At 47.4% G+C, this 21,985-nt stretch carries 21 protein-coding genes; 1 reads left to right on the top strand and 20 read right to left on the bottom strand.

Going from position 1 to position 21,985, the window contains the following annotated elements; all coding sequences use genetic code 11:
- Positions 1-11: 11 nt before the first annotated feature.
- The 17 genes from MUN89_RS02405 to MUN89_RS02325 form a co-directional block, all read right to left on the bottom strand.
- Complete coding sequence (locus MUN89_RS02405; protein ID WP_244711098.1) at positions 12-707, bottom strand: YesL family protein; 696 nt, start codon at positions 705-707, stop codon at positions 12-14.
- A 15-nt stretch (positions 708-722) separates the two neighbouring features.
- Positions 723-1,559 (bottom strand): carbohydrate ABC transporter permease, encoded by an 837-nt coding sequence (locus MUN89_RS02400; RefSeq protein WP_244711097.1) that lies wholly within the window; start codon positions 1,557-1,559, stop codon positions 723-725.
- Positions 1,559-2,434 carry a carbohydrate ABC transporter permease gene (locus MUN89_RS02395; protein ID WP_244711096.1) on the bottom strand — a complete coding sequence of 292 codons (876 nt, stop codon included), beginning with the start codon at positions 2,432-2,434 and terminating at the stop codon, positions 1,559-1,561. Before MUN89_RS02395 ends, MUN89_RS02400 begins: the two co-directional genes overlap by 1 nt.
- 68 nt (positions 2,435-2,502) lie before the next feature.
- The gene (locus MUN89_RS02390) at positions 2,503-3,756 is read right to left on the bottom strand and encodes a sugar ABC transporter substrate-binding protein (protein WP_244711095.1); all 1,254 of its coding nucleotides are present in this window, start codon (positions 3,754-3,756) and stop codon (positions 2,503-2,505) included.
- Between the two features lie 370 nt (positions 3,757-4,126).
- Positions 4,127-6,280, bottom strand: coding sequence for a cell wall-binding repeat-containing protein (locus MUN89_RS02385; protein ID WP_244711090.1), 2,154 nt, complete (start codon positions 6,278-6,280; stop codon positions 4,127-4,129).
- 64 nt (positions 6,281-6,344) lie between these two features.
- Positions 6,345-6,596, bottom strand: a complete 252-nt coding sequence (locus MUN89_RS02380; RefSeq protein ID WP_244711088.1) for a hypothetical protein — start codon at positions 6,594-6,596, stop codon at positions 6,345-6,347.
- Between the two features lie 209 nt (positions 6,597-6,805).
- Positions 6,806-7,594, bottom strand: a complete 789-nt coding sequence (locus tag MUN89_RS02375; RefSeq protein WP_244711086.1) for a YhfC family intramembrane metalloprotease — start codon at positions 7,592-7,594, stop codon at positions 6,806-6,808.
- A 190-nt stretch (positions 7,595-7,784) separates the two neighbouring features.
- Complete coding sequence (locus tag MUN89_RS02370; protein WP_244711083.1) at positions 7,785-8,474, bottom strand: YesL family protein; 690 nt, start codon at positions 8,472-8,474, stop codon at positions 7,785-7,787.
- A gap of 21 nt (positions 8,475-8,495) precedes the next feature.
- The gene (locus tag MUN89_RS02365; protein WP_244711081.1) at positions 8,496-9,530 is read right to left on the bottom strand and encodes a LacI family DNA-binding transcriptional regulator; all 1,035 of its coding nucleotides are present in this window, start codon (positions 9,528-9,530) and stop codon (positions 8,496-8,498) included.
- A gap of 20 nt (positions 9,531-9,550) precedes the next feature.
- On the bottom strand, positions 9,551-10,375 hold the full coding sequence (locus tag MUN89_RS02360; protein WP_244711080.1) for a carbohydrate ABC transporter permease: 825 nt from the start codon (positions 10,373-10,375) through the stop codon (positions 9,551-9,553).
- Entirely contained in the window at positions 10,375-11,235 is an 861-nt protein-coding gene (locus tag MUN89_RS02355) for a carbohydrate ABC transporter permease (protein ID WP_244711078.1), read from the bottom strand. Before MUN89_RS02355 ends, MUN89_RS02360 begins: the two co-directional genes overlap by 1 nt.
- A 157-nt stretch (positions 11,236-11,392) precedes the next feature.
- Positions 11,393-12,700: an ABC transporter substrate-binding protein gene (locus MUN89_RS02350; RefSeq protein WP_244711076.1), complete on the bottom strand. Its 1,308-nt coding sequence runs from the start codon at positions 12,698-12,700 to the stop codon at positions 11,393-11,395.
- A gap of 282 nt (positions 12,701-12,982) precedes the next feature.
- Positions 12,983-13,474 (bottom strand): PaaI family thioesterase, encoded by a 492-nt coding sequence (locus MUN89_RS02345; protein ID WP_244711074.1) that lies wholly within the window; start codon positions 13,472-13,474, stop codon positions 12,983-12,985.
- A 14-nt stretch (positions 13,475-13,488) separates the two neighbouring features.
- Positions 13,489-14,655: a lactate 2-monooxygenase gene (locus MUN89_RS02340; RefSeq protein WP_244711073.1), complete on the bottom strand. Its 1,167-nt coding sequence runs from the start codon at positions 14,653-14,655 to the stop codon at positions 13,489-13,491.
- A 280-nt stretch (positions 14,656-14,935) separates the two neighbouring features.
- Positions 14,936-16,525, bottom strand: coding sequence for an SLC13 family permease (locus tag MUN89_RS02335; protein WP_244713538.1), 1,590 nt, complete (start codon positions 16,523-16,525; stop codon positions 14,936-14,938).
- Between the two features lie 209 nt (positions 16,526-16,734).
- Positions 16,735-17,736, bottom strand: coding sequence for an aldo/keto reductase (locus MUN89_RS02330; RefSeq protein ID WP_244711070.1), 1,002 nt, complete (start codon positions 17,734-17,736; stop codon positions 16,735-16,737).
- 89 nt (positions 17,737-17,825) lie between these two features.
- Positions 17,826-19,100 carry a M48 family metallopeptidase gene (locus MUN89_RS02325; protein WP_244711068.1) on the bottom strand — a complete coding sequence of 425 codons (1,275 nt, stop codon included), beginning with the start codon at positions 19,098-19,100 and terminating at the stop codon, positions 17,826-17,828.
- Between the two features lie 289 nt (positions 19,101-19,389).
- Between MUN89_RS02325 and MUN89_RS02320 the strand changes: the two genes are divergently transcribed.
- Positions 19,390-19,599 carry a hypothetical protein gene (locus MUN89_RS02320; RefSeq protein WP_244711066.1) on the top strand — a complete coding sequence of 70 codons (210 nt, stop codon included), beginning with the start codon at positions 19,390-19,392 and terminating at the stop codon, positions 19,597-19,599.
- Between the two features lie 50 nt (positions 19,600-19,649).
- On the opposite strand, the gene MUN89_RS02315 is transcribed toward MUN89_RS02320, so the two are convergent.
- From MUN89_RS02315 to MUN89_RS02305, 3 genes are all read right to left on the bottom strand, one after another.
- Positions 19,650-20,123, bottom strand: coding sequence for an NUDIX hydrolase (locus MUN89_RS02315; protein WP_244711063.1), 474 nt, complete (start codon positions 20,121-20,123; stop codon positions 19,650-19,652).
- 182 nt (positions 20,124-20,305) lie between these two features.
- Positions 20,306-20,680 (bottom strand): hypothetical protein, encoded by a 375-nt coding sequence (locus MUN89_RS02310; protein WP_244711061.1) that lies wholly within the window; start codon positions 20,678-20,680, stop codon positions 20,306-20,308.
- A 5-nt stretch (positions 20,681-20,685) separates the two neighbouring features.
- The gene (locus MUN89_RS02305; RefSeq protein WP_244711059.1) at positions 20,686-21,879 is read right to left on the bottom strand and encodes a ParM/StbA family protein; all 1,194 of its coding nucleotides are present in this window, start codon (positions 21,877-21,879) and stop codon (positions 20,686-20,688) included.
- Positions 21,880-21,985 lie beyond the last annotated feature (106 nt).

Raw genomic sequence — 21,985 nt, 5'->3', positions numbered from 1 at the left:
TCACCTGCTTTCTATGCGTGTGCTTCTTCAGCTTTTGCTTTCATTTTCAAGCTCGTTTTGTAAAACAAATAAAACGATACACAGGCGGTTACAGAGCCTGTGAAAAAGAGGAATAAAAACCAGATGGAAAAACTGGCGTAAACAGCGCAGACACAGACGGCGGCTGTCCCGAGCGTCAGTAAAGGACGGCCGACTGTGAGCAGCGCACTGTTTTTCAGCCTGGCGAAGATATTCATATGGTAATGCACGCTGAGCGACAGAAAATGGACGTTCATGACAACGAGAAGCACGCCGGCTATTCTCATCACGAAGCCCGCCAAGTCATTCAGCTCTGAAAAATAGCGGAAATCAACGAGCCACACGGCCCAGATCACCGTCCAGATCCAGCCCGCTCCCATACTCATTTTATAATTCTTTTTCAAGTGAGAAAAATAATTACGCATAAGCGAACTGTGCTCCTCGTCCATCATCCAGTCGCGGACCATGCCAAACAAGGCGGTTGTACTCGGAAAAAACAACAGAGGCAGTAAAATGAATAAAGGCAGGTACGACGCTTCACTGACAGTCCCCGTATTCGCGAAGCTGCTTACAAGAATAAACGCAATCGGCAGGTTGACGGCAGCCCATAACAGATTGGTCACGGCAAAGCGCATAAACCAGCTCGACAAAAAATGGATAAACCCGAAGATTCCTGAATAGCTCAGCACGTTCATTCCTCCTTTTTATTTCACCGCACCTTCCCCAATGCCTTTAATGATGTGCTTCTGGGCAAGTGAATAGAAAATGATGACCGGAATTATCGTCAGGACAAGCCCCGCCATCGCCAAGTTCCACTGGATCGTAAATTCCCCGAAGAAATAAAACGTCGACAGCGGAATCGTCCGGAGCTCGGTGGATGTCAGCGTCAATGATGGCAAGAGGTAGTCGTTCCAAATGCTGATGACGTTAATGATTAACACCGTCACGGTAATCGGCTTCAGCATCGGGAAGATGATCCGCCAGAAAATCCCGAATTTCGAGGCTCCGTCAATCGTCGCCGCTTCTTCAAGCGAGATCGGGATCGATTTCACAAAGCCGTGGTACAAAAACACGGAAATGGCCGAGTTAAAGCCGACGTGCATAAAGATCAGGCCGCCGCGTGTGTTGAGCATCTGCAGCCCCGTCGTATCCATGATCGTATCCATTAATTCCATCAAGGGCATCATGATCGTCTGGAACGGGATCAGCATCGTCGCAATAAACAGCATAAAGATGACGTTGCTTATTTTATGAGGCGTGCGGGCGAGCATCCACGCGGTCATCGAAGAAAGAATGACGATAATAATGACTGAAATCACGGTAATATACAGCGAGTTAAATAACGCGGTCATGAAGTTCATTTTTTCCATCGCCCGCTGGTAATACTCCATGTTGAACTGGGTCGGCAGGGCGAGGACGTTTTCATAAAGCGCAGACCGGTCCTTGAACGAATTGACGGCCACTATGTAGATCGGGGATAGAAACAAAAGCGCGAGCAAAAATAACAGGACTTCCCGTATATATAAGCCTGGTTTGTTCATTACATTTCTACCTCCCGCTTTTTCGTAATGTACACCTGGGTCAGGGCAAGCACCGCGACAATGATGAAGAAAACAATCGCTTTCGCCTGGCCGTAGCCATAATTGCCGTAGCCGAAGATTTCATTGAAGATATTCATCGCGAAGAGCTCGGTCGCATTCGCCGGACCGCCGTTGGTCAATGACAGGTTCACGTCATAGATTTTGAACGCCTGTGACAACGTGAGAAACAAGCTGATCGTAAACGCGGGCATTAACAATGGAAATGTAATTTTCCGCAGCTGCTGCCACGTGCTCGCTCCATCGATTCTGGACGCTTCAATGATGTCATTCGGAATTCCCTGTAAGCCGGTAATGTAAATGATCATCACGTAGCCGGCCATCTGCCACGTAAATACAAACACGAGCGCATACAAGGCAAAATCCTGATCGAGCAGCCAGTTGAAAAAGATCGAATCAAGCCCGGTCATTTCCCCGATCAGTTTAAATACATCGGAAAAGACGAACTGCCAGATATAGCCTAGAATTAATCCGCCGATTAAATAAGGCATAAAAAACATCGTCCTTGCGGTATTGGAGATTTTCAGCTTCGAAGTGACAAACAACGCAAAGGTCAGGCCGACAACGTTTACGGAAATCACTGAAAAGATCGTGAATTTCACCGTCGCCCATGCCGATTCCATAAACCGCGGATCATCCAGCAGCTTGATGTAATTTTCAAAGCCGGTGAATACTTTCGGATTCGCGCTGATGCCGTCCCATTGAAAAAACGAGTAGAAGCTTCCGACGATAAACGGGACGATGACAACCGTCAAAAAGATAATCAGTAACGGGCCGGTAAATAATAAAAACCACGCCCAGTGCTTGCGTCTGGTCACGTCGATCCCCTCTTTCCTTGAGATTAAAAGAAGCGTGGACAGCCCAGTGAGCATGTCCACGTCTTATGCTATTTCGTTGCGTTATCCCACGCCTTATCCATATCTTTAATAAAATCGTTGCCTTTCATCTTCTCATCGAGGAAGAACTGCTGGGCCGCCGGAGTCAGGTCGTTCTGGATGACGCCTGCAGGATAATAATTAATTGCCCAAGGAATCGTCTCCCCGCTGTTGGAAGCATCCAGCACCGCTTGGGAAAGTGGATCGAGATCGTTTGCTTCAATATTGGTCATCGCCGGAATGAAGCCGAATTTTTCAACGATGTATTTCTTGCCGGTTTCACTCGTGTGGAGCCATTCAAGAAAGTCGTTCGCTGCTTTGATTTCTTCTTCACTCTTGTTGCCATTGACGGCCCAGTTTCCACCGACACCGACGGCAAGCTTGTCATTGCCCATCAGCGGAAACGGCATCATGCCGATGTCAAAGTCGACATCATAGTCGCTGAGCATGCCGTACGACCAGTTTCCCTGGTGAACCATCGCTGTCTTCCCGGTGGCAAAGTCACCCATCTCTTCATCATAAGTGACGTCCATTGGGTTTGGTGCATACGTTTTGATCGCTTCCATAAATTTGCCGAATTCCTGGAATTCTTCTGTGTCGGCCATGGACACATCGCCGGCACTCAGCTTATCAATGTAGCTCTTATAATCGTCCTGTAAGGCGAACGGATAGTTGCTCATATGGCCGATTAAGAAAAACGCTTCCTGGGAGAGGCTGATCGGATTGACGTCTTCCCCTTTTAATTTTTTCATCGTGCTGACAAAGGAATCGTAGTCCTTCACGTCTTCAGGGCTCACGAGGTCCTTGTTATAGACGAGGCCGAAGCCTTCCACGCCGTACGGGATTCCGACGAGCTTGTCCCCCTGCTTCAGAGCCATGTTCGGTGCGATATTTTTCACATAATCGCGGTCACTCATATCGTATAAGTATGATTTCAGCTTCTCTGCTTCGCGTTCATTTCCTAGTGTAAAGATCGACGGACCCTGTTCGCTGTTCAGCTTGATTTGCAGCTGGGAGAAGTAATCATCGCCGGTTGTACCCCAGATTTCGACTTTAACCCCGGTTTCATCGGTGTACTTCTTCGCCAGTTCTTCCAGCTGATCGGAAATTTCGACTTTACTTTGGAAAATGGTAATGCTTTTTCCGTCGCCGGACGCTTCATCAGAACTTCCTCCCGATGATTTGTCCCCACTGCTGCAAGCCGCCAGCGCCAACAATAAGCATATAAAGACTAAACCGCCAAATGCCTTCTTTCCAAACTTCATGTTGGTTCCTCCTTTTAATAGAAAAAAATATAGTCAATAAAATGAACGGGGTCATTTTAGAGCTACCTGTATGTACAGGTTTCGAAAACGTTTTCGAAAAAGAGTAAAAAATTACGCCCCTGTTTATGAAAGGGCTTACATAAAGTATAGAATTGTTACAGAAAGATGTCAACAGCTCAAGCAAAATGAAATAATTCTTTTTCCCTATAAAAAGGAAAGGCCAAGGTAAATGCTCCTGAACCATACACTCGTTCAGCTAGTACCTGGAGGGTTGGATAGAGGGAGGTATAAGGGCTTTTTTTCATAGTATCAATCCTATCTTAGATTACAGAGTTGCAACCAAATGGTTACAACTCTGTAGATGTTTTTCTTATTTCAAAGAATTTTTTAGTTGATCTGAAATAACTCCAGAACCTCCGAAGAAATAGAAACTATCTGCTTTTTCAGCAAAGTTCCGTACTTCTGGTTTCATCTTGTCTTCAGTGACTAAAAGGATAGGCATTCCGTTTTTAAAGGCAAACCGGCTCCCGCTTAAAGAATCAGGGAATCGTTGGCCATTTGAAATCGCCACCTTATTGGTATCTCCATAATATTTTTTCGCAATAGCTAGTGCCGTTAATTCTCTCGTAGTACTACTCACCCGCTCTACAGAACCTACCATTTGTTTTAAGGAGAGTTCAGAACTTTGGGAAACAACTCCCGGACCACCTATAATCGTTACTTTTTTAATGGATGGATGAGTTTGGATGTAGTTTTTTAATTCACTGCTTAATTCTTTTTTCGAACCATTTAATAGAACTGGAATTTCTTTTTCTGAAGCATATGGAACAATGGCCAGTGCATCAGCAAAGTTAAACCCGTAGGAAACGAATATTTCATTAGGATTTGCATCTACTTTATTGGCAATTTCAATGGCTGTTTTAACTCGAGTATTTCCAGCAATTCTTTCTACCGAAAAGTGTCTTTCAAATTGCTTTTTAATCTTTTCAGAGACAGCGCCTGGTCCGCCTAAGATGTAGACCTTACCACCTTTTTTAAGTAGACGCTTCACTTCATTAATTTTATGGGTAACAATATCCCCTTTATCTTGAACGAGCAGCACCATTCCGTTATTTGAGTGGTTTAATACTCCTCCAGCTAAAGCGTCGGGATAATTTTTACCGGATGCTATAAAGACTGCACCCAAGGAGTGAGGTGCCACTTTATTTGCAAAAGCTGAAGCTGTCTTATAGCGAGTTGTCCCTGAAATCCGCTCCAGGTGTTTTTGAGTTGTTACACTTTTTGTGACTCCTTTGCTTTCATTACCTTTCTCATCAACAGTTTTGATAGTATAAGTATATTTTGTGTTCGGAGATAAGCCTTGATCTGTGAATGTTGATTTATTAGAAGTATCCACCTGGTGACCGTTTCGCAATACATTAACATGGTCGAAATCTTCTTCGGAAGGAAGAGTGTATTCAAAAGTTATTTCTGATTCAGAGACATGATTGACTTTTAGGTTCTTCACTTCCCCTGGAGCTTGAGTGTCAGGCTCTGGCTCTGGTTTTGGGTCAGGTTCTAGTTCATTGGAAGATTTATCTTCAAAGTCCATCTTCACTTGATAACTGTCTATAAACCTGGAATTCTCCACCATTAGTACATATTTTCCAGTATAGTTAGAGTTATTTACTTCTACTTCATCTTTGACTATTTTGTTTGGAATTCCCTGAGGTATGACTGCGTCAATCATTTCATAAGTTCCAGAATTTGTTTCTGCATATAAGTCATACCTTGTATGATTATCAAAGTTAAAGTATTCTATCTCTTTGTCCGTGTGGTGGACTTCAAATGATAACGTACCTTTATTGGAACTAGGGTTAATAGAAAAATTATCACGGTAATCCACGGAACTATTCCATTTAGAAGTAACTAATTCACCCTCTTTAATAGGTGTCATTTCATAGTAATGGTACTCATTAGAAAAATAGGTATTAGGCTCAAGGGGATCATTATCACCAACACGGTTATGTGTAAAAGTCAATTTCATGTGATAATCTTTTGTTTTAAAACGCTTATCATCTTTTAAACGAATAAACAATTTATTATCTGGAAGATGATTTCCCCAAATAAACCCCTTTCCATCTATACCATATTTTTCAAAGTCTGTGATACCTTCATAGTATTGAACATTCCCATAAATTCCGTCTTTACGTGTAGAAAACATATCAATGTAAGGTGAATCACTGTGGGAAATAAAATCATCATTTTCCTCATAAAAATCTACTTCAATAACCCCTCTACTTGGTAAAGTAACCTCATACCAGTCTTGGTCTGATTCAGTTGAGAAATTTCCCAATACGTCTGCTGTTGCTTCCTCTCCTTGGAATTCCCCAAGCTTAAGATCTTGAGCGGTTTCTTTCGAGTTATTATCCTCAACCTCTTTGTCATTTTGTGAAAGACTTGCTGCGCTTACCCCAGATACCCCGGTAATGGATGAGGATATGATTATCCCTGCAGCACATACCGCTCCTAAAATCTTTTTCATCTTGTCCTCTCCTTTTTTCATGATTTGATTTTCTTTGCCCCTTCCTGTTTTTGGTGTATCTACTTTAATTTCGGCAAATAAAAAAGCGTCCTTTAGGAAGTAGATAAATAGGCACCAAAAAAGTGTGCTGGAATCCACGTCCAAAAGAACGCCGTTTAATAGATTGCCCGCTAAATTCAATATGTTCTAAGTGGAACTCATGTTGATAAAATGAGTTAGCTGTAGGTTCATATAAATAACCACCTGAAGACTGCAGCTGGAGAGTGTAATCCAAGCTCTTTTTAATATTGTCCATAGCCTGAACTTGATCAAACACAATTTTTCCTTCCACTAACAAATATCAGCCGGAGTTTAGTGGCAGATCCCTGCTCGATGAAACCTTCGCCAGCAGAGTCCGAGAGACTCCAACAAAAATAAAAGACAGGGCGGGATTCCGGAGGACGCAGGACCGAGGAAGCTCGCCGTCGCCTGTGGAAAGCGAGCGTTTCCCTTCCCCCGTAACACTTACAAACAAGTGCCTGCCTTTTAAGCCGCTCCTTCTTCCTTATTCGGAAACACTTTTTCCATCCGCTTAATATAAACCATCGCAAGAATCCCGATGATCGCGACATAGACTTCCACGAGCCACAGGCTCTTTATGTAGCCGGTCTGGACGAACACGAGCGGGTAATCGATCACCGCGTGAATCAGGATCGCGTACACGACGTACAGGAATTTCTTTTTCACAACCCCGTACAAAACGAGCAGGCTGAGTGCGATCTGCAGGAAGACGGAGAAGAACCGCTCCACGCAGGCAAGCAGGTAGTAGCCGATGTTCTGGTTGAGCAGGCTGTCTTTGATCGTTGCGAGCTGATCAGCGGGCAGCTGGCCGCCGAGGGTTGATTCGTAGGTGCCGGCGTTGATCATAAACGCGAACGTCAAGTTCGAGATCATGGCGGTGACCATGAGCAGCACGGCTTCAATGCCGCCCCAGCCGATGCCAAGCGAGACGCCGGTTTTGTAGTCGCGGAATTTTTTCAACAGCCAGATGAACAGGATGAACCGGCCGAGCTCTTCAAAGTGGCCGGCAGCGAGTCCGCCGTAAAGGCCGAACAGCCACGGATGGTCGGCGTAGGTCGGAAAGGCATTCACGACAACGGCGTGCAGCGTTTTTTCAAGGATTTGTGTGAAGACGATAAACCCGGCGGCACCGAGCAAAAGCGGCTTCATGTGCAGGCCGGTTTTCTTTCTGTAAAACAGGATTAAGCCGATAAATAACAGGATTGAAAATACGCCGGGAATGCACATGGCGATTAAGGTGGACGGGCTGATCATTGAACTCCTCCTCCAACTGGCAGATTCTTTCTATATTTTACCACCAGAAGGAAGCGGGAACAAAAAAAGAATGGCACCCAGGCAGGCGCCACTCTTTTTTTGAAAAATGAAGCGGAATCAGCTTCCGATCGGTGTGAATATTCCCTTATTTAAGAAACGATCCACTCGGCTTGAATGCCGTTCGTATCTGTTAAGCCGCTTCCTTCCGCTCCGCCTGCTTTAAATAAAACCGGTAAAACGCAGAAAACGCAAGAAACGAAATGATCGTGCCGGAGAAAATCGGAACCATCAGCGGGAAGATGTAGACGCTGATGTAGAGAATCACCGCGGAACAGAACGCAATCGCGATAAACAGCACCGGGCTGACAATCGTTGTCAGAAACGCCTGCTTCAGGACGCCTTTCAGCTTCATGTCAAAGTGCACGAGCACGTTGAAGAAGTTGACGGTAAAGACAAACAGGAGAATGCCGAGAATAAAGAACACGTTCATAAGTGTGACGTTCGTAGTGGAAAAGTAATAAATGTCGGTGACAAGAATCGTCCAGAGCACGGTAAAAATAAGACCGCCGAACAGGCTCTGCTTATAATTTTCTTTATAGTAGCTGAAGTACGAGCGTTCGTTGGCTTCTTCCTTCCGGATCCATTCGCGTGCTTTCGCAAACATGGCGCTCGTTGCCGGAAAGAACAGAACAGGAAGCAGGAGCAGGAGCGGCGGCACGAGATAGACGAAGTCTGCCGCCTGCTTGGCGTACACCATGCTGAGGACGATGACCGCGACCGGCACGTTAAAAGCCGTCCACTGCAGGTTGGTGAGGCCAAACCGCATAATCCACACACTTACAGCGTATATACCGCCTTGAATGCCTGACGAGTGATTCATGCTTCTCCTTCCTTTCTGCTGCTATTTTTTCGACGCCTGATGACGCGCGCACGAGTCGCGTTCGATAATGACCGTCGGGATGATGATGCTTTTCATCAGGGTGGAGGGGTGCTTCAACAAATCGATCAAGTTGCGGGCCGATTCGTGGCCGAGCTGGAACGACTGCGTATCGACCGTTGTCAGCGGCGGGTTCGTCAGCTGGGAGATCATCGTGTTGTTAAAGCCGATGACGCTCATTTCCTCCGGGATCTTGATGCCTTTCTGCCCGAGATAGCGCATCACCTTAAGGGCATTGAAGTCACTCGTGACGACAAGCCCGGTCGGAGGTTCAGGGCCGCTGATCAGCTCCTCGACGACCTCTTCTTCATTAATATTATGATTTTCAAGATTTTTGATCAGGTTTTTATCGAGCTTCCAGCCTTTGGCGCGGATCGCCTGCTTGTAGCCTTCGAGCCGGTCGCGGGCGACTTCGTAGTGGGAATCGCCGCCGATGAACCCGATGTTCGTATGGCCTAAGTCGATTAAATAATTGGTCGCTTCCTTGCTTGCCTGGACGTTGTCGTTATCGACATACATCGTCTCGCTCGTATGGGCGACAGGCTTGCCGAGGACGACAAACGGGATGTTGTTCTCGCGCAGGAACGGCACGACCTTGTCGTCTTCCTTGGAATACAGCACGATCACGCCGTCGACGCGCTTGCCTTTGACCATTTTAATCACTTCATTATAAATCGTTTCTTCTTCATTGCCCGTCGTTAAATAGATGCTGTAGTCCTGTTCATGGGAGGCTTCGCTGATGCCCTTTAAGAGCTCGGTAAAGAACAGGTTGTCGAACGACTGCACAGAGACGGACTTGGTAACGATTCCAATCGTCTGTGTCGATTGGCTGACGAGAATGCGTCCGTTGTAATTCAAGTAGTAGCCCATCTCATCCATGACTTTTCTGACTCTTCGCTTCGTTTCTTCGCTGATCTTCGGACTGTTGGATATTACTCTTGATACGGTGGATGTCGCAACATTGGCTTGTCTGGCTACATCCTTAATCGTCACTTTCATAGCATTTACTCCTCTAGTTCCTATTTAACAGCACCCTCGGCCACCCCGTTGATAATCTGCTTCTGGGCAAAGAAATAGCCGATAATGACCGGAATGATCGCGATCGTTAAGCCGGCCAGCGCCAAGTGCCACTGCTTCGTGTATTGGCCGAAGAAAAAGAACATCTTTAACGGAATCGTCGCGTTCGCTTCACTCAGCACAAGCGATGGCAGCAAGTAGTCGTTCCAGATCCAGATGACGTTCAAAATCCCGACCGTAACGGAAATCGGTTTTAATAACGGGAAGACGATATGCCAGAATAACTGGAAACGGTTCGCGCCGTCAATGATAGCCGCTTCATCAAGCGATTTGGACACCCCGGACATCGCCCCGTGGTATAAAAAGATGGACAAGCTGCAGCCAAAGCCGAGATACATGAAGATTAAGCCGGCTCCGTTCAGCATATCGGCCTGGCCGAAGATCGACACAAGCGGGATCATGACCGACTGGAAAGGAATCAGCATGGCGGCAACGAAGATGAAAAAGATGACACCGCTCGTCTTGCTTTTATTTCGCGCGAGCGCATAGCCCGCCATCGATGAAAATAAAATGATAATCGCAATACTCAATCCTGTTATCATAACGGAATTAAACAGGGATTGCAAAAACTGCAGGTCGATAAACGCCTGGACAAAGTTGTCAAACTGCAGGGAGCCTGGCAGCCCGAGCACCCCGTTAAAAATGTCACGCTTGCTCTTAAAGGCGTTGACGATCATTAAGTAAAAAGGAGCGATCCAGATTAATCCGAGGATCAGACCGAGGATTTCAATGGAAATTAAATTCCGTTTTTCCTTGTTCTTTTTCATTACAGATCGACCTCCCTTTTCTTATTGTAATACACTTGCGTCAAGGCAATTACAGCTACGATCAGGAAGAAAATAACCGCTTTCGCCTGGGCATAGGCCATGTCGTTGTCCGAGAAGGCGGTTTTTACAATTTCCATCGCCACCATCTGCGTGGAGTTGTACGGGCCGCCGTTTGTGAGGGACAAGTTCTGGTCATAGATTTTAAAAGCCATCGACAACGTCAGGAACATGCTGACGGTAAAGGCGGGTGCGACAAGCGGGAAGGTGACGGTTTTAAACCGCTGGAAGCTGCCGGCGCCGTCGATTTTCGCTGCTTCGATCAGTTCTTTCGGAATGTTTTCCAAATAGGCAATGTAAATGATCATAATGTAGCCGGCCATCTGCCAGGCGGTCAGGATAACTAAGCCCCAGAAACCGGTGTTGGTCGTAGATAACCAGCCGTTCAGGCCTTCGATGCCGGTCAGGTTCGCAACATCGCCGAACACGCTGATAAAGATGAACTGCCAGATGAACCCGAGAATCAATCCGCCGATTAAGTTCGGCATGAAAAACACGGTCCGCAGCAGGTTGTTGGACTTAATGTTACGCGTGACGAGAAGCGCGAGGCCAAGCCCCATAATGTTGAGCAGGATGACCGTCACAACGGCAAACTTAACGGTGAACCAGATCGAATCCATAAACTCGTTTTCGTGAAACAGCTTGATGTAGTTTTCAAAGCCGAGGAACTGAGTAGCCGAAAGACCATTCCAGTCGGTAAAGGAATAAAAAAGACCATAAATAAACGGGATGATAACGACGAGGCTTAAGCCTAGAATAACAGGGGTTAAAAAAAGCCAGAACGCAAAGCTGCGATTACGCATGTAAGATCCTCCTATACTAATTTGTAGCTCTTTTATGTAAATATTTCATCTATTAAAATACTTACTTTAACTAAATAGTCTAATAGAAGAAATATTTAAAAAGGAAGCCGGCAAAAGCGGGCTGAATCCCGCTTCTGCCAGCATGTAGTTCTTCACCTTATTGACGAGCTGATTCCCAAGCTTCTGTTGCTTTCTTTTCGACTTCATCCCATGAAATGTCGCCCGCAATATACTGCTGCATTGCTGTACCAAGGTCATTCTCAGTCCAGCCGTTTGGCGCTCCCATGAAGACCCAGCCGAGCGTGTTGCCGTCTTTTGCGTAGTTGTAAATTTCCTGGGAAATCGGATCAGCGATTTCTAAATCTTCATACCCTTCGTAGGCAGGGATGAATTTGAATTCTTCCGTTACGAATTTTTTCCCTTCGTCAGAAGTGTACATCCAGTCAAGAAACTCTTTACTTGCTTTTACAACGTCATCGGAAGACTGCTTGTTCACAACCCAGTAGTTCGGTACGCCGACAGGAATTTTGCCTTCGTAGCCTTTAACAGGGATCGGAATTAAACCGACGTTGTTCTTCGCGAAGTCAGGATCCATTGAGTCAATCGTGTTGTACACCCAGTTCCCCTGCTGAATCATTGCAACTTTTCCTAAGGAGAAGTTTTCTTCTACCTGCTGGGAATAGTCAAGGCTCAGCGTCGGCTGGATGGAATAGTCGTTCTGCAAGTCAAGGAAACGGTGCATCTGGTCGCCCATTTCAAACTTGACTGTATCGGACTTGTAGGCAGTCATGACATCGTTATCGAACTCATCCGCAAGGTAGGCGTTAGCCAGGTGGTTCCCCATAACCCACTTCTCTTTAGCAGGGAATGCGAACGGCGCTTTAATGCCAAGCTCGTCTTTCTTACTGTCGAGTGTCTTAACGGCTTTTTCCAGGTCATCCATCGTCTTGATGGAAGAAGGATCAATGCCGGCATCCTTGAAGACTTTCTTGTTGTACAATAAGCCGTAGCCTTCCTGGTTAAACGGCAGGCCTAGGATTTTGCCGTCGCGGTCTACGCCTGCAAGCGTGCCCTCGAGTGCTGCTCCGGCTGCTTTTGTATCAGAAAGGTCCGCGAGGTATTTCTCATACTCATCGACACTGGTCGGGCCGCCGACGTTAAAGATGTCAGGCTCTTCGCCGGAAGAGAAGGATGTCTTAAGCGCCTGGCCGTAGTCATTTCCGCCGCCGACGGTTTTGACATTAATATCAACGTCCGGGTTCTCTTTCTCGTATGTAGAGACGAGCTCCTCGAATTGATCTTTAAACTCTACTTTAAATTGAAAGATATCAACCGTTACTTTGTCTGAAGAACCGCCTGCTTCTGAATCTCCTTCATCACTTGAAGAAAAAGAACAACCGCTCAAAGCTACTGTAGAGGCTAATAAAGCAGAAGCAATTCCTAAACCTAACTTGTTTTTCTTCATTTCACCACTCCTATTTTGGTACTAAATCAATGAATCCGCTTTCACAATAGGTAAAAAAAATATAGGCTTTCCCTGTGCAACGGATGTGCATACGTTTGCATGAATAACGAAAAAAAATAGCGATACTTTTGAGATGGAATTAGCTATGAAGACGTTTGCACAAATCATTGATTTGAACTTGAGTAAATCATAACACTATTAAATTAGAAACACAACATCGTTTTTTAAAAAATATAAAAATTACTAGACAGGCTGCCGCCATCAGCTCCGGCAGCCTGTCGTTCATTCAGAAGCCTGTGTAACAAACGATTGCGGCATGACAACAGCCACGACTTCTCCTTTTGCGCACAGTTTTTCACCGGCGTATACTTCGGTCGCTACTTTGAACTTTTTCGGATGGATTTCCTCTACCTTTCCAATCGCTTTTAAAGGGACATCCTGCGGCGTCGGCATGAGGTAATCCACGTGGAGCGAGGCAGTGACAAACCTGGGCACATCCTTGCCGTCGCCGACTTCCCCGCCATTTTTCTGATGCAGGGTAATAGCTGCTGAGCCGGTGCCGTGGCAGTCGATGAGCGAGGCGATCACCCCGCCGTACACAAAGCCCGGAATTGCTGTATGCTCAGGTTCGGGCTGGTAAACGGTGATCGTCTCATCGCCTTTGATGCCGGTGCGGAAATGGTGGCCGGCTTCATTCAGCCGACCGCATCCGTAGCACCAGGCAAAATCCTCCGGGTAATCATCCTGAATCGCTTTTACGACTTTCTCTTCCATAAAGACAAGCCTCCTTAATCTTTCTCTATTAATATCGAGCGTTTTAAGTCTTGGATCGAACGTTCTCCGGCGAGCGCCATCGTCAAGTCCATATCGGCAGTTAAGTTCTGCAGCACTTCCCGCACGCCTCGTTCTCCCGCAACAGCCAGTCCGTACATGCAGGGGCGTCCGATCAAGACTGCTTTTGCGCCGAGTGCGAGCGCTTTGACGATATCGGAACCGCGGCGGATGCCGCTGTCCATGAGGACTGGAATTTCGTTCTTCACTTCATCGCAGATGAGCGGCAGCGCATCAAGCGCCCCGATCGCTCCGTCCACCTGGCGTCCGCCGTGGTTGGACACGATGATGCCGTCGACCCCGTGCTCAACAGCGAGCTTCGCGTCTTCCGGATGAAGGATGCCTTTGAGCAAAATCGGCAGGCTCGTGTTTTCCTTCAAAAAGGCGATATCCTTCCACGTTAACGTCGGGTTGCCGAAGGTCTGCGTCCAGTGCATGATCGCGGACGTCGGATCCTCATGCGGCGATTTATCGAGCTTTGCGCAAAACGCGGGATCGGTTAAGTAATTGCCGACGCCTTCACCGACTAAAAACGGCAGGTAGACGTTCTTCAAGTCATTTTCCCGCCAGGCCATCATCGGCGTATCGAGGGTCGCTACGATCGCTGAATACCCGGAAGCCTCCGCTCTTTGGAGGAAGCTCTTCGTCACTTCCGGATCGCGGTTCCAGTACAGCTGAAACCATCTCGGTGCGTCCCCCATTTCTTCGGCAATCTTTTCCATCGGTTTTGTAGAAGCAGAACTCGTAATGTACGGCACATTCATCTCCGCGCACGCTCTCGCCGAAGCGATTTCTCCGTCCGGATGGATGATCGACTGCACGCCGATCGGGGCGAGCATAAGAGGAGATTGATACGTCCGGCCAAAGAGTTCCACCGAAATGTCGCGTTCTTCGACATCCCTGAGCATTCGCGGCACGATTTTCCAGCGGCTGAAGGCTTTCAAGTTCGCTTTCATCGTATCCTCGCCGCCCGCTCCCCCGGCGACGTAGTAATAAGGGCCGTCCTCAAGCACTTCGCGGGCCATTTCCTCCCATTCTTCATAGACGACCGGCAGCCGGTTCGGATCCGGATTCGGCATCGTTTGATAGACGTTAAATTGAACCTGGTTTCCGTAGTTTGCCATACTTGCACTCCTCCTTAGGTATGTAGCTCGGTTTATAGATTTATTTTATCATAAATTAGTAAAGCGCTTACAGAATATTCAAGAATGAGAGGGTCGTTCGCGCGGCGGTGCGAGTATTTGAATGCTCCGCCGCTTTGTTTGAATAGCTCTTCTTCAGGTTTTCCAATGAAACTGCAATAAAAGCCCGCAGGCCGCTGAAACGGCCATACGGGCTTTTCAATTTCCTCAATCAGGCTGTCCTTAGCAATCTCTTACTTTCTCTTATGCTGCAAGCCATTCTCTATTTAAACTTATCTGGGAAGCTCGTCAAATCAATGCCCCATACGGCCGGCAGGTAAAAGTAGATGGCAAGTGTGACGATGACGATCGCAATGATATTTAATAGAAAGCCTGCTCTCGCCATATCAGGAATCCGCAAGTAGCCGGAACCGAAGACGACAGCGTTTGGCGGGGTTGCCACCGGCAGCATGAACGCACAGCTTGCCGCGACACCGGCGCCGATCATCAGACTGTAAGGGTGAACCGATATCGCCGAGGCGAGCGACGCCATAATCGGGAACATCATCGTGGCTGTTGCCGTGTTGGACGTAATTTCGGTCAGGAAAATGACGAGGGTTACGACAATCCCGATAATTAAGAAGAAATTGACGCCCTGAAGCACGGTCAGCTGCTCCCCGATCCACTTGGCAAGTCCTGATTCTTCAAAGCCGGCCGCAATCGCAAGACCGCCGCCGAACAGGAGCAGAATGCCCCAAGGCAGACTTTTGGCCGTGTCCCAATCAAGAATGAAGTCGCCTTTCTTATTTCTCGAAGGAATCATGAACAAAATAATCGCCGCTGTCATCGCGATATGCGTATCATTGATATCTGGAATCATCTTCGTCAGGACAAACGAGCGCAGAATCCAGGCAACAGCGGTAATGGTAAATACCGTGAGGACGATTTTTTCCTCGGATGCCATGATGCCGAGCGAACGCTGTTCTTTTTTGATTACTTCGCGGCCGCCGGGAAGCTTGCTGATCTTCATCGGAAAAGCAACCTTGACGAGGTACACCCAGGCGAGGGCGAGTAAAATGAGGGCGAGCGGGACGCCAAAGGCCATCCAGCCGGCAAAAGAGATTTCAATGTTGTAGGTTTTCTCCACGACGCCTCTGAAAATCGTGTTCGGCGGGGTGCCGATTAACGTCGCAAGGCCGCCGATCGAAGCGCTGTAGGCAATGCCGATCATGACGACTTTTCCAAAATTAAACGAGGCATGGTCCACTTCGCCGTTTCCTTCTTTTTTCAGCTGCTCGGAGGCCTGGTAAATAACGGCCATCCCGATCGGAACCATCATCATGGATGTGGCTGTGTTGGAAATCCACATCGATAAGACGCCGGTCGCAATCATAAAGCCGAGCACGATCCGTTCAGTGCTCGTGCCGACAGACGAGATAATAAATAGAGCGATTCGTTTGTGCAGGTTCCACTTCTGCATGGCAAGCGCAATTAAGAAACCGCCCATAAACAGAAAGATCGTGTTATCCCCGTAAGACGAAGCCGTAGCATCGCCGTTCAGCCCGCCTGTAAGCGGAAACAAAACAAGCGGCAGTAAAGATGTCGCCGGGATCGGAATCGCTTCAGTAATCCACCAGGTGGCAATCCAAGCTGTGCTTGCGAGAATGGAGACGGCAGCCTGGGACAATCCTTCCGGGTGAAAAAAGATGAGGATAAGGACAAATAAGAGCGGTCCTAAAACCAGTCCAATTTTCTGACGTGTGTCAAACGAGGGTTTTTCATCATCGGGGCCGCCGTTTGTCGTGTCACCGCTTTCATTTGCGTCATCTCGTTGATAGAGCCTCCCGGTGTTCCCGGTAACGGTGAATTTCATTAAGTCTTTCGCTTGATGGTGCCATTTCCATAGCTTGTTCCAATACCCTTTTACTAAAGTTTGAGCATTCAAGTCGCTTCCCTCCTATTCGTAGTTCATGGCTATTAGTTTTGTTCGTGGAATCATACGCCGTGCGGGTGGTAAGAGGAAGAATCCGCACCGCATGCCAAAGGGAACCCAGAGCCTGTGAAGCGGACCCTGGGGTTGTTTTATACTTCTGACTTCATCGGCGGTCCGTATTCGCGCAGACTGCCTTGGTTCAAATCAATGACGTGACGCTCAAGCAGGTTATCGATATTTCTCAGTTCTTCCTTCGTAAGCGACCAGTCTCGGGCGCCTTCAAGCCCCTCCAGCTGTTCAGGCTTTCTTGCTCCCCAAAGAGCGATGTCGGTTCCGGGCTCTGAATCAAGCAGCCAGCGGATGGACAACTGGACTAAATCCCGGTCCCGCTCATTGGCGAACCTTTCTAATTCAGAAACCGCATCGATGTAATTCGGGTAGCGGTATCCTTGGAAAAGCTCAATGCTGCTACGGAGATCATCATCTGGAAAATTGGTTTCCTTCGTATATTTTCCTGTCAGCATCCCGTGCGCAAGCGAGCCCCAGGAAATCGTGACAATGTCACGCTCACGGCAGTAGTCAAACCAATCGGAGAGCGAACGCTGAAGCAGATTCAACTGCATCTGCGACGTATGAAGCGGCGCATACTTCCGCCATTCATCCATTTGTTCCGGAGTAAAATTGCTTACGCCGACCGCGAGAATTTTACCACTGTCATAAAACTCTTTCACTTGAGCCGCCGTTTCTTTTAAGTCAATTTCATCATCGGGCCAGTGGATCTGATATAAATCAATGTAATCCGTACCGAGGCGCCGGAAGCTTTCTTCCAGTTCTTCCTCCAGCCGCTCAGGACGGCTGTCCCGGAAGGTTCCTCTGTTGTTCCAGTTGATGCCTGCTTTGGTCGCAAGGATGAGGTCTTCCCGGTTTACTGGGGATTGCTGGATGGCTTCTCCAATGATTTCTTCCGATAATCCTTGGCCGTAGGCGGGCGCTGTATCAATGAAGTTGATTCCTTTGTCCAGGGCGGTCTGGATGGTCTGGATCGATTCTTGTTTATCTGTACCGCCCCAGCCGCTGCCTCCGATGGCCCATGTGCCGAGACCGATTCTTGTGGCTTCTTTCTGGCTCATCCCTAGCTGAACCTTATTCATAAGACTCTTCCTCCTTCCAAATCGGATATAATAACATTCCCTAAGTTGCCTGCTCACAAACGTTTTTTATATAAAAAAACAGCTTCCCCCTAAGGAGAAGCTGCAGCGTCGTCGTCATGGATTTCCAGCATATGAATCCGTTCCATCATCGTCGGGTGGCCGTACCGTAAGTATTTCACGAGAAACGGCGGATTCACTTCGCTTAAGCTGTTGACGGTTAATTCCTGAAAAGAGCCAATCGCAGCCTCCGGGTCATCCCGCAGCTGAATCGCGTATTCATCGGCTGCTTTTTCCGCTCCCCTTGAGATCGTCAGCTCAATCGGGCTTGCCACAAAGGACAGCAGGGAGAAAATAAGCAGCAGAGCAGGCAGGGCAGCGATGTCGGCTTCGTTTTTTACTCCCCAGCCGGCTCCCCATTTGCGAATGAACACGTGCAGCAGCCGGTAGGCAATATAGAGACCGAAAAAGGCGCCGATGATCGAGCCCAGCAAATTGTAATAGAGATGATGCTTCACATAATGGCCCATCTCGTGCGCCATAATAAACAGCACTTCCTTGTCCGTGAGGCGGTTTAACGTCGTATCCCAGAGCACGATGCGTAGGTTCGAGCCGATCCCATTCACGTAAGCGTTCATCGTGTTCGTTTTCTCCGACATGTTCACTTCGTAGACTCGATCGGCAGGGATATCGGCTTTATCGGCCAGAGCAAGAATTTTATCTTCGAGTGCTTTGTCCTGCAGCTCGGAAAAATTGTTATAAAGCGGGTCAATCACTACCGGCTGCACGTACATTAGAAAGACGATGAACGGAATCAGCAGCATCCACGCATACAGCCACCACCGCTTTTTAAACCGTTGAATTAACACGTACAAAACCGTAATCAGCAATGACATAATCAGGACATCCAGCCAAAAGCTGATCAATTGATCCTTCATCCAGCTCGGAAAGGTCTGCGTTGATATGTTGTAGCTTAAGGACAGCCTGCGCGAAATATAGTCAAGCGGAAAATTGATGATCCACGTGACACAAGAAAGCAGAAGTACGTAGATCGGTATTTTCACCGCTTTGTATTTGGAAACACCCTCGCCGAAATCCTTAAAGATGCGGGACCATCCGAATACGAGGATACCTATGTACACGAGCCATTGGAGCGGTATGCCGATAAAGAATAGAAAATCCTTATAACGGGAATAGTTCTCACTAAGTGTCAGCTGTTTATCCGTCATAAAAGTGCCCGGGTCTGCGGCTGTGCCCTGGTAGGATGCAGGCACGCCATAGTCGGACCAGTAAAATAAATACAGCCCGATGAGCAGGGCGTAGAGCGGAAATAAAAGTAACGTCCATTTCACAAACGTCTTTTTCAAGTCCAGCCCCTCCTTTTCAAGTTGTCTTCCTCTTATAGTAGTACGAGCTATTGCGATTTTTTAGACCTTTCAAGAAGGAATTTCCTTTCGGACAAGCTGTGAGCCCGCTTTACCGGTCAATTGGTAACAGTCTATCCCATCCGCTGTCCCGCTAAAATCTGATACCATTTTCTATTTTTGAACATTTCGTGACTCTTGTTCCAAACGTCTTGTTACGATGTGCACAAACTCATATAATAGAAATACAGCCAGGAACGCGAAGTTCACTGCTCAAGGAGGATATGAAACTATGAAAACTTTAAATCATACATTAATGGCCAGTGTTTTCTATTTCCTAACCGCTTTTATCTGGGGCGCTGAATATTTTAATACGCAAACGTCCCATCAAGATATTTTCGCCGTCCTTTATCTCGTACACATGAGCGCTGCCGCCATGTTTTACTTTAAATATATGAAATCAAGAAAAGTGCAAACACAGAACGCATCCCAAGTTCATTAATGAATTCAGCGGGCAAATGGAAACCTCCCTCCATTTGCCCTTTTTGCTGCTTATTTTAAAACGCGGTGCTTAACAGTGACGTGTTCCGTCGACTCCGGAATTTTCGTTAGTTCTGCGGCGAGAAATTCGGGCTGGAGATTCACTTGTCCGCATTGCTCAAGCGGGATCCACTCATAGATGAGCTGATCGCCTTCAAGACCGAGAAACGGCCCCTTGCGGACATGCTCCTCTTCTGTTTCCAGCAGGAAATACATCCCGATTTCATGGACAGGCGTCCCTTTGTATTCAAAAAAATTCTCGACGACCCACGGCATCCGGATCGCCTTGACGTCAATGCCAAGCTCCTCCTTAAGCTCCCGGACGACACTCTCACTGCTCGGTTCCCCAAGCTCCACTCCGCCGCCAGGGAGCGACCAATGGTTTTCTCCAATCAGCTTGTGGGCGAGCACATGCTCCTGTTCGACCAGCACCCCTACTGCCCGGAAGTTGAATTTCATGCCTGCTTTTTGAAAACGGATATCCACCCGGCCACGCTCCTTTCCGTATGCATCTTTTTATTTCGATACACTCTGTGGAAATTCCTTCCTTATCCTTTATTGTGAAATATTGTACAAAAATGGAATCAAAAAAAAAAGAAGCTTTACCTGCTGGGATAAAGCTTTTTTTAACCGGGTGTAAGCCTGACACAGCTTACACCCGGATTCATTTACCCGATAAACGCTTCCAGTACTTCTTCCACTTCTTCCATGCTTAAGGACTGCGGCGTTGTCGTAACCCGGGACGGTTTCCCCTGCTTCCGCGACTGAGCCGGGATGTAGGCGCCTTGCTGCAGCAGTCCTTTAATGATCGATAATTCTTTAAAAATATCCGGATGATCCGTACTCACAGACGGCTGACCTTTGCTGAAGTAATGATCAAGGGCTGAGTACAGTAAATGGATGAGGGTGCTGTTTTTGGCATGATAGTCCAGCTGGTCCTGCACTTCCTGTGATATTTGACGAGTATCGCCGGTCTTAATATCAATATATTCCTCAAGCTTCGGTACAGCGGCGCGATTGACGTAATCGATGAATTCAGCCATCTCCGTCACCCTTTAGCAGCGGCGAGCCCGTTAGCTTCCTGCGCATGCTTCTTCTTAAGATCGTGCAGCTGGGCAAGGATGAGCAGCCCGGTGACGTTCAATTTATCAAGATCTTCAGGGAACATTAATTCAATTGGACGGCCTTTGTCCCGCCATTTGACCGCAGCCTCCTGAATCTGCCGCTGGGCAAGCTTGGCTGCGCCGCCGACCGCCACATACCTGGCCGCTCCTTTAATTTCACTGGAGCTGTTTCTCACCCGGTCAAACAACTCCAAATATTTGATAGCCATGGACTTCAGCTGGGGAAGAATGTATTTGCTGATGTCTTTTCTCACCCCGGCAAAAGGCTCCACATACCATTCCGGCTGGCCGGCTGCTAATTTTTCTTCCAGCTCCGCCCGCGAATCGAATTTGTACAGTTCATTTTTACTGACCTTCTGGATAATGATATCAAGGAACTGGTTGATGCCGAATGGTTCCCCCTCTACGGAAGCGACCGGCTTATTGTTTTTAATACCGACGAAATCCACCGAGTCTCCGCCTAAGTCCCCGATAAGGATGCCTTTTTGTGTATCTTTGACGAGTGCATCATCGGTAATTTCCAACGTTTCAAGGTCACGCGTCATGCCGATGTAGGCACAAGCCCCTTCGGCTCCGACGATCACATCTTCAATATGAATGTTTACAGCAATGTCCTTGCCCTGATCAAGTCCAGGCACTTTATGAAACATGACGGTATGAGTGCCGACTAACTGCTCCTTCAGCTTCAGCTTCTTCTGTTTATACTGTGTCGTAGGCAGCGAAACGGCTAATTGAGCGATTTTATAATCGATATCGGTCTCGCCGGGATTGTCTAACAAGGCGTGATAGGCGGCCATACCGAACAGGAGGATAAACGTGCGGTCTTCTTCCGCCTTCTGATTATTAAACGACGTTAAGCTGACATTCCGCTGTCTTGTGGCGCCTTTTCCGATGTAGTAAATTTCCCGCTTATCCACGATGGCCGGACTTTTCACTTCAACGATCAAGTTCTCTTCAAGCTCGACATCTTCTTCGTCGTAAGGCTGTTCATAAAACTCTTCGTCGAAAAGTGCAATGGCATTCGGGATTTGGTACTCGTTAATGACTCCGCTGTCTGACGCCAAGATCTTATACCAGCTGTTTCCTATATCGGCAGCAATAAAGTTTTTTCTATCCATTCTCCCTACCTCCTCTATGTGAATCGTATGCACCTTCTGGGCTCCTGTGCACGTACCTATTTGTGATTTACAAAAACGAAAAAATGGTGATTCCTTGTACAAAATT

It is taken from the genome of Halobacillus salinarum (assembly GCF_022919095.1).
GTDB classification, from domain to species: domain Bacteria; phylum Bacillota; class Bacilli; order Bacillales; family Halobacillaceae; genus Halobacillus_B; species Halobacillus_B salinarum.
The sequence above is the reverse complement of the archived record's forward strand: the minus strand, read 5'-3'. Positions and strand labels throughout refer to the sequence as shown.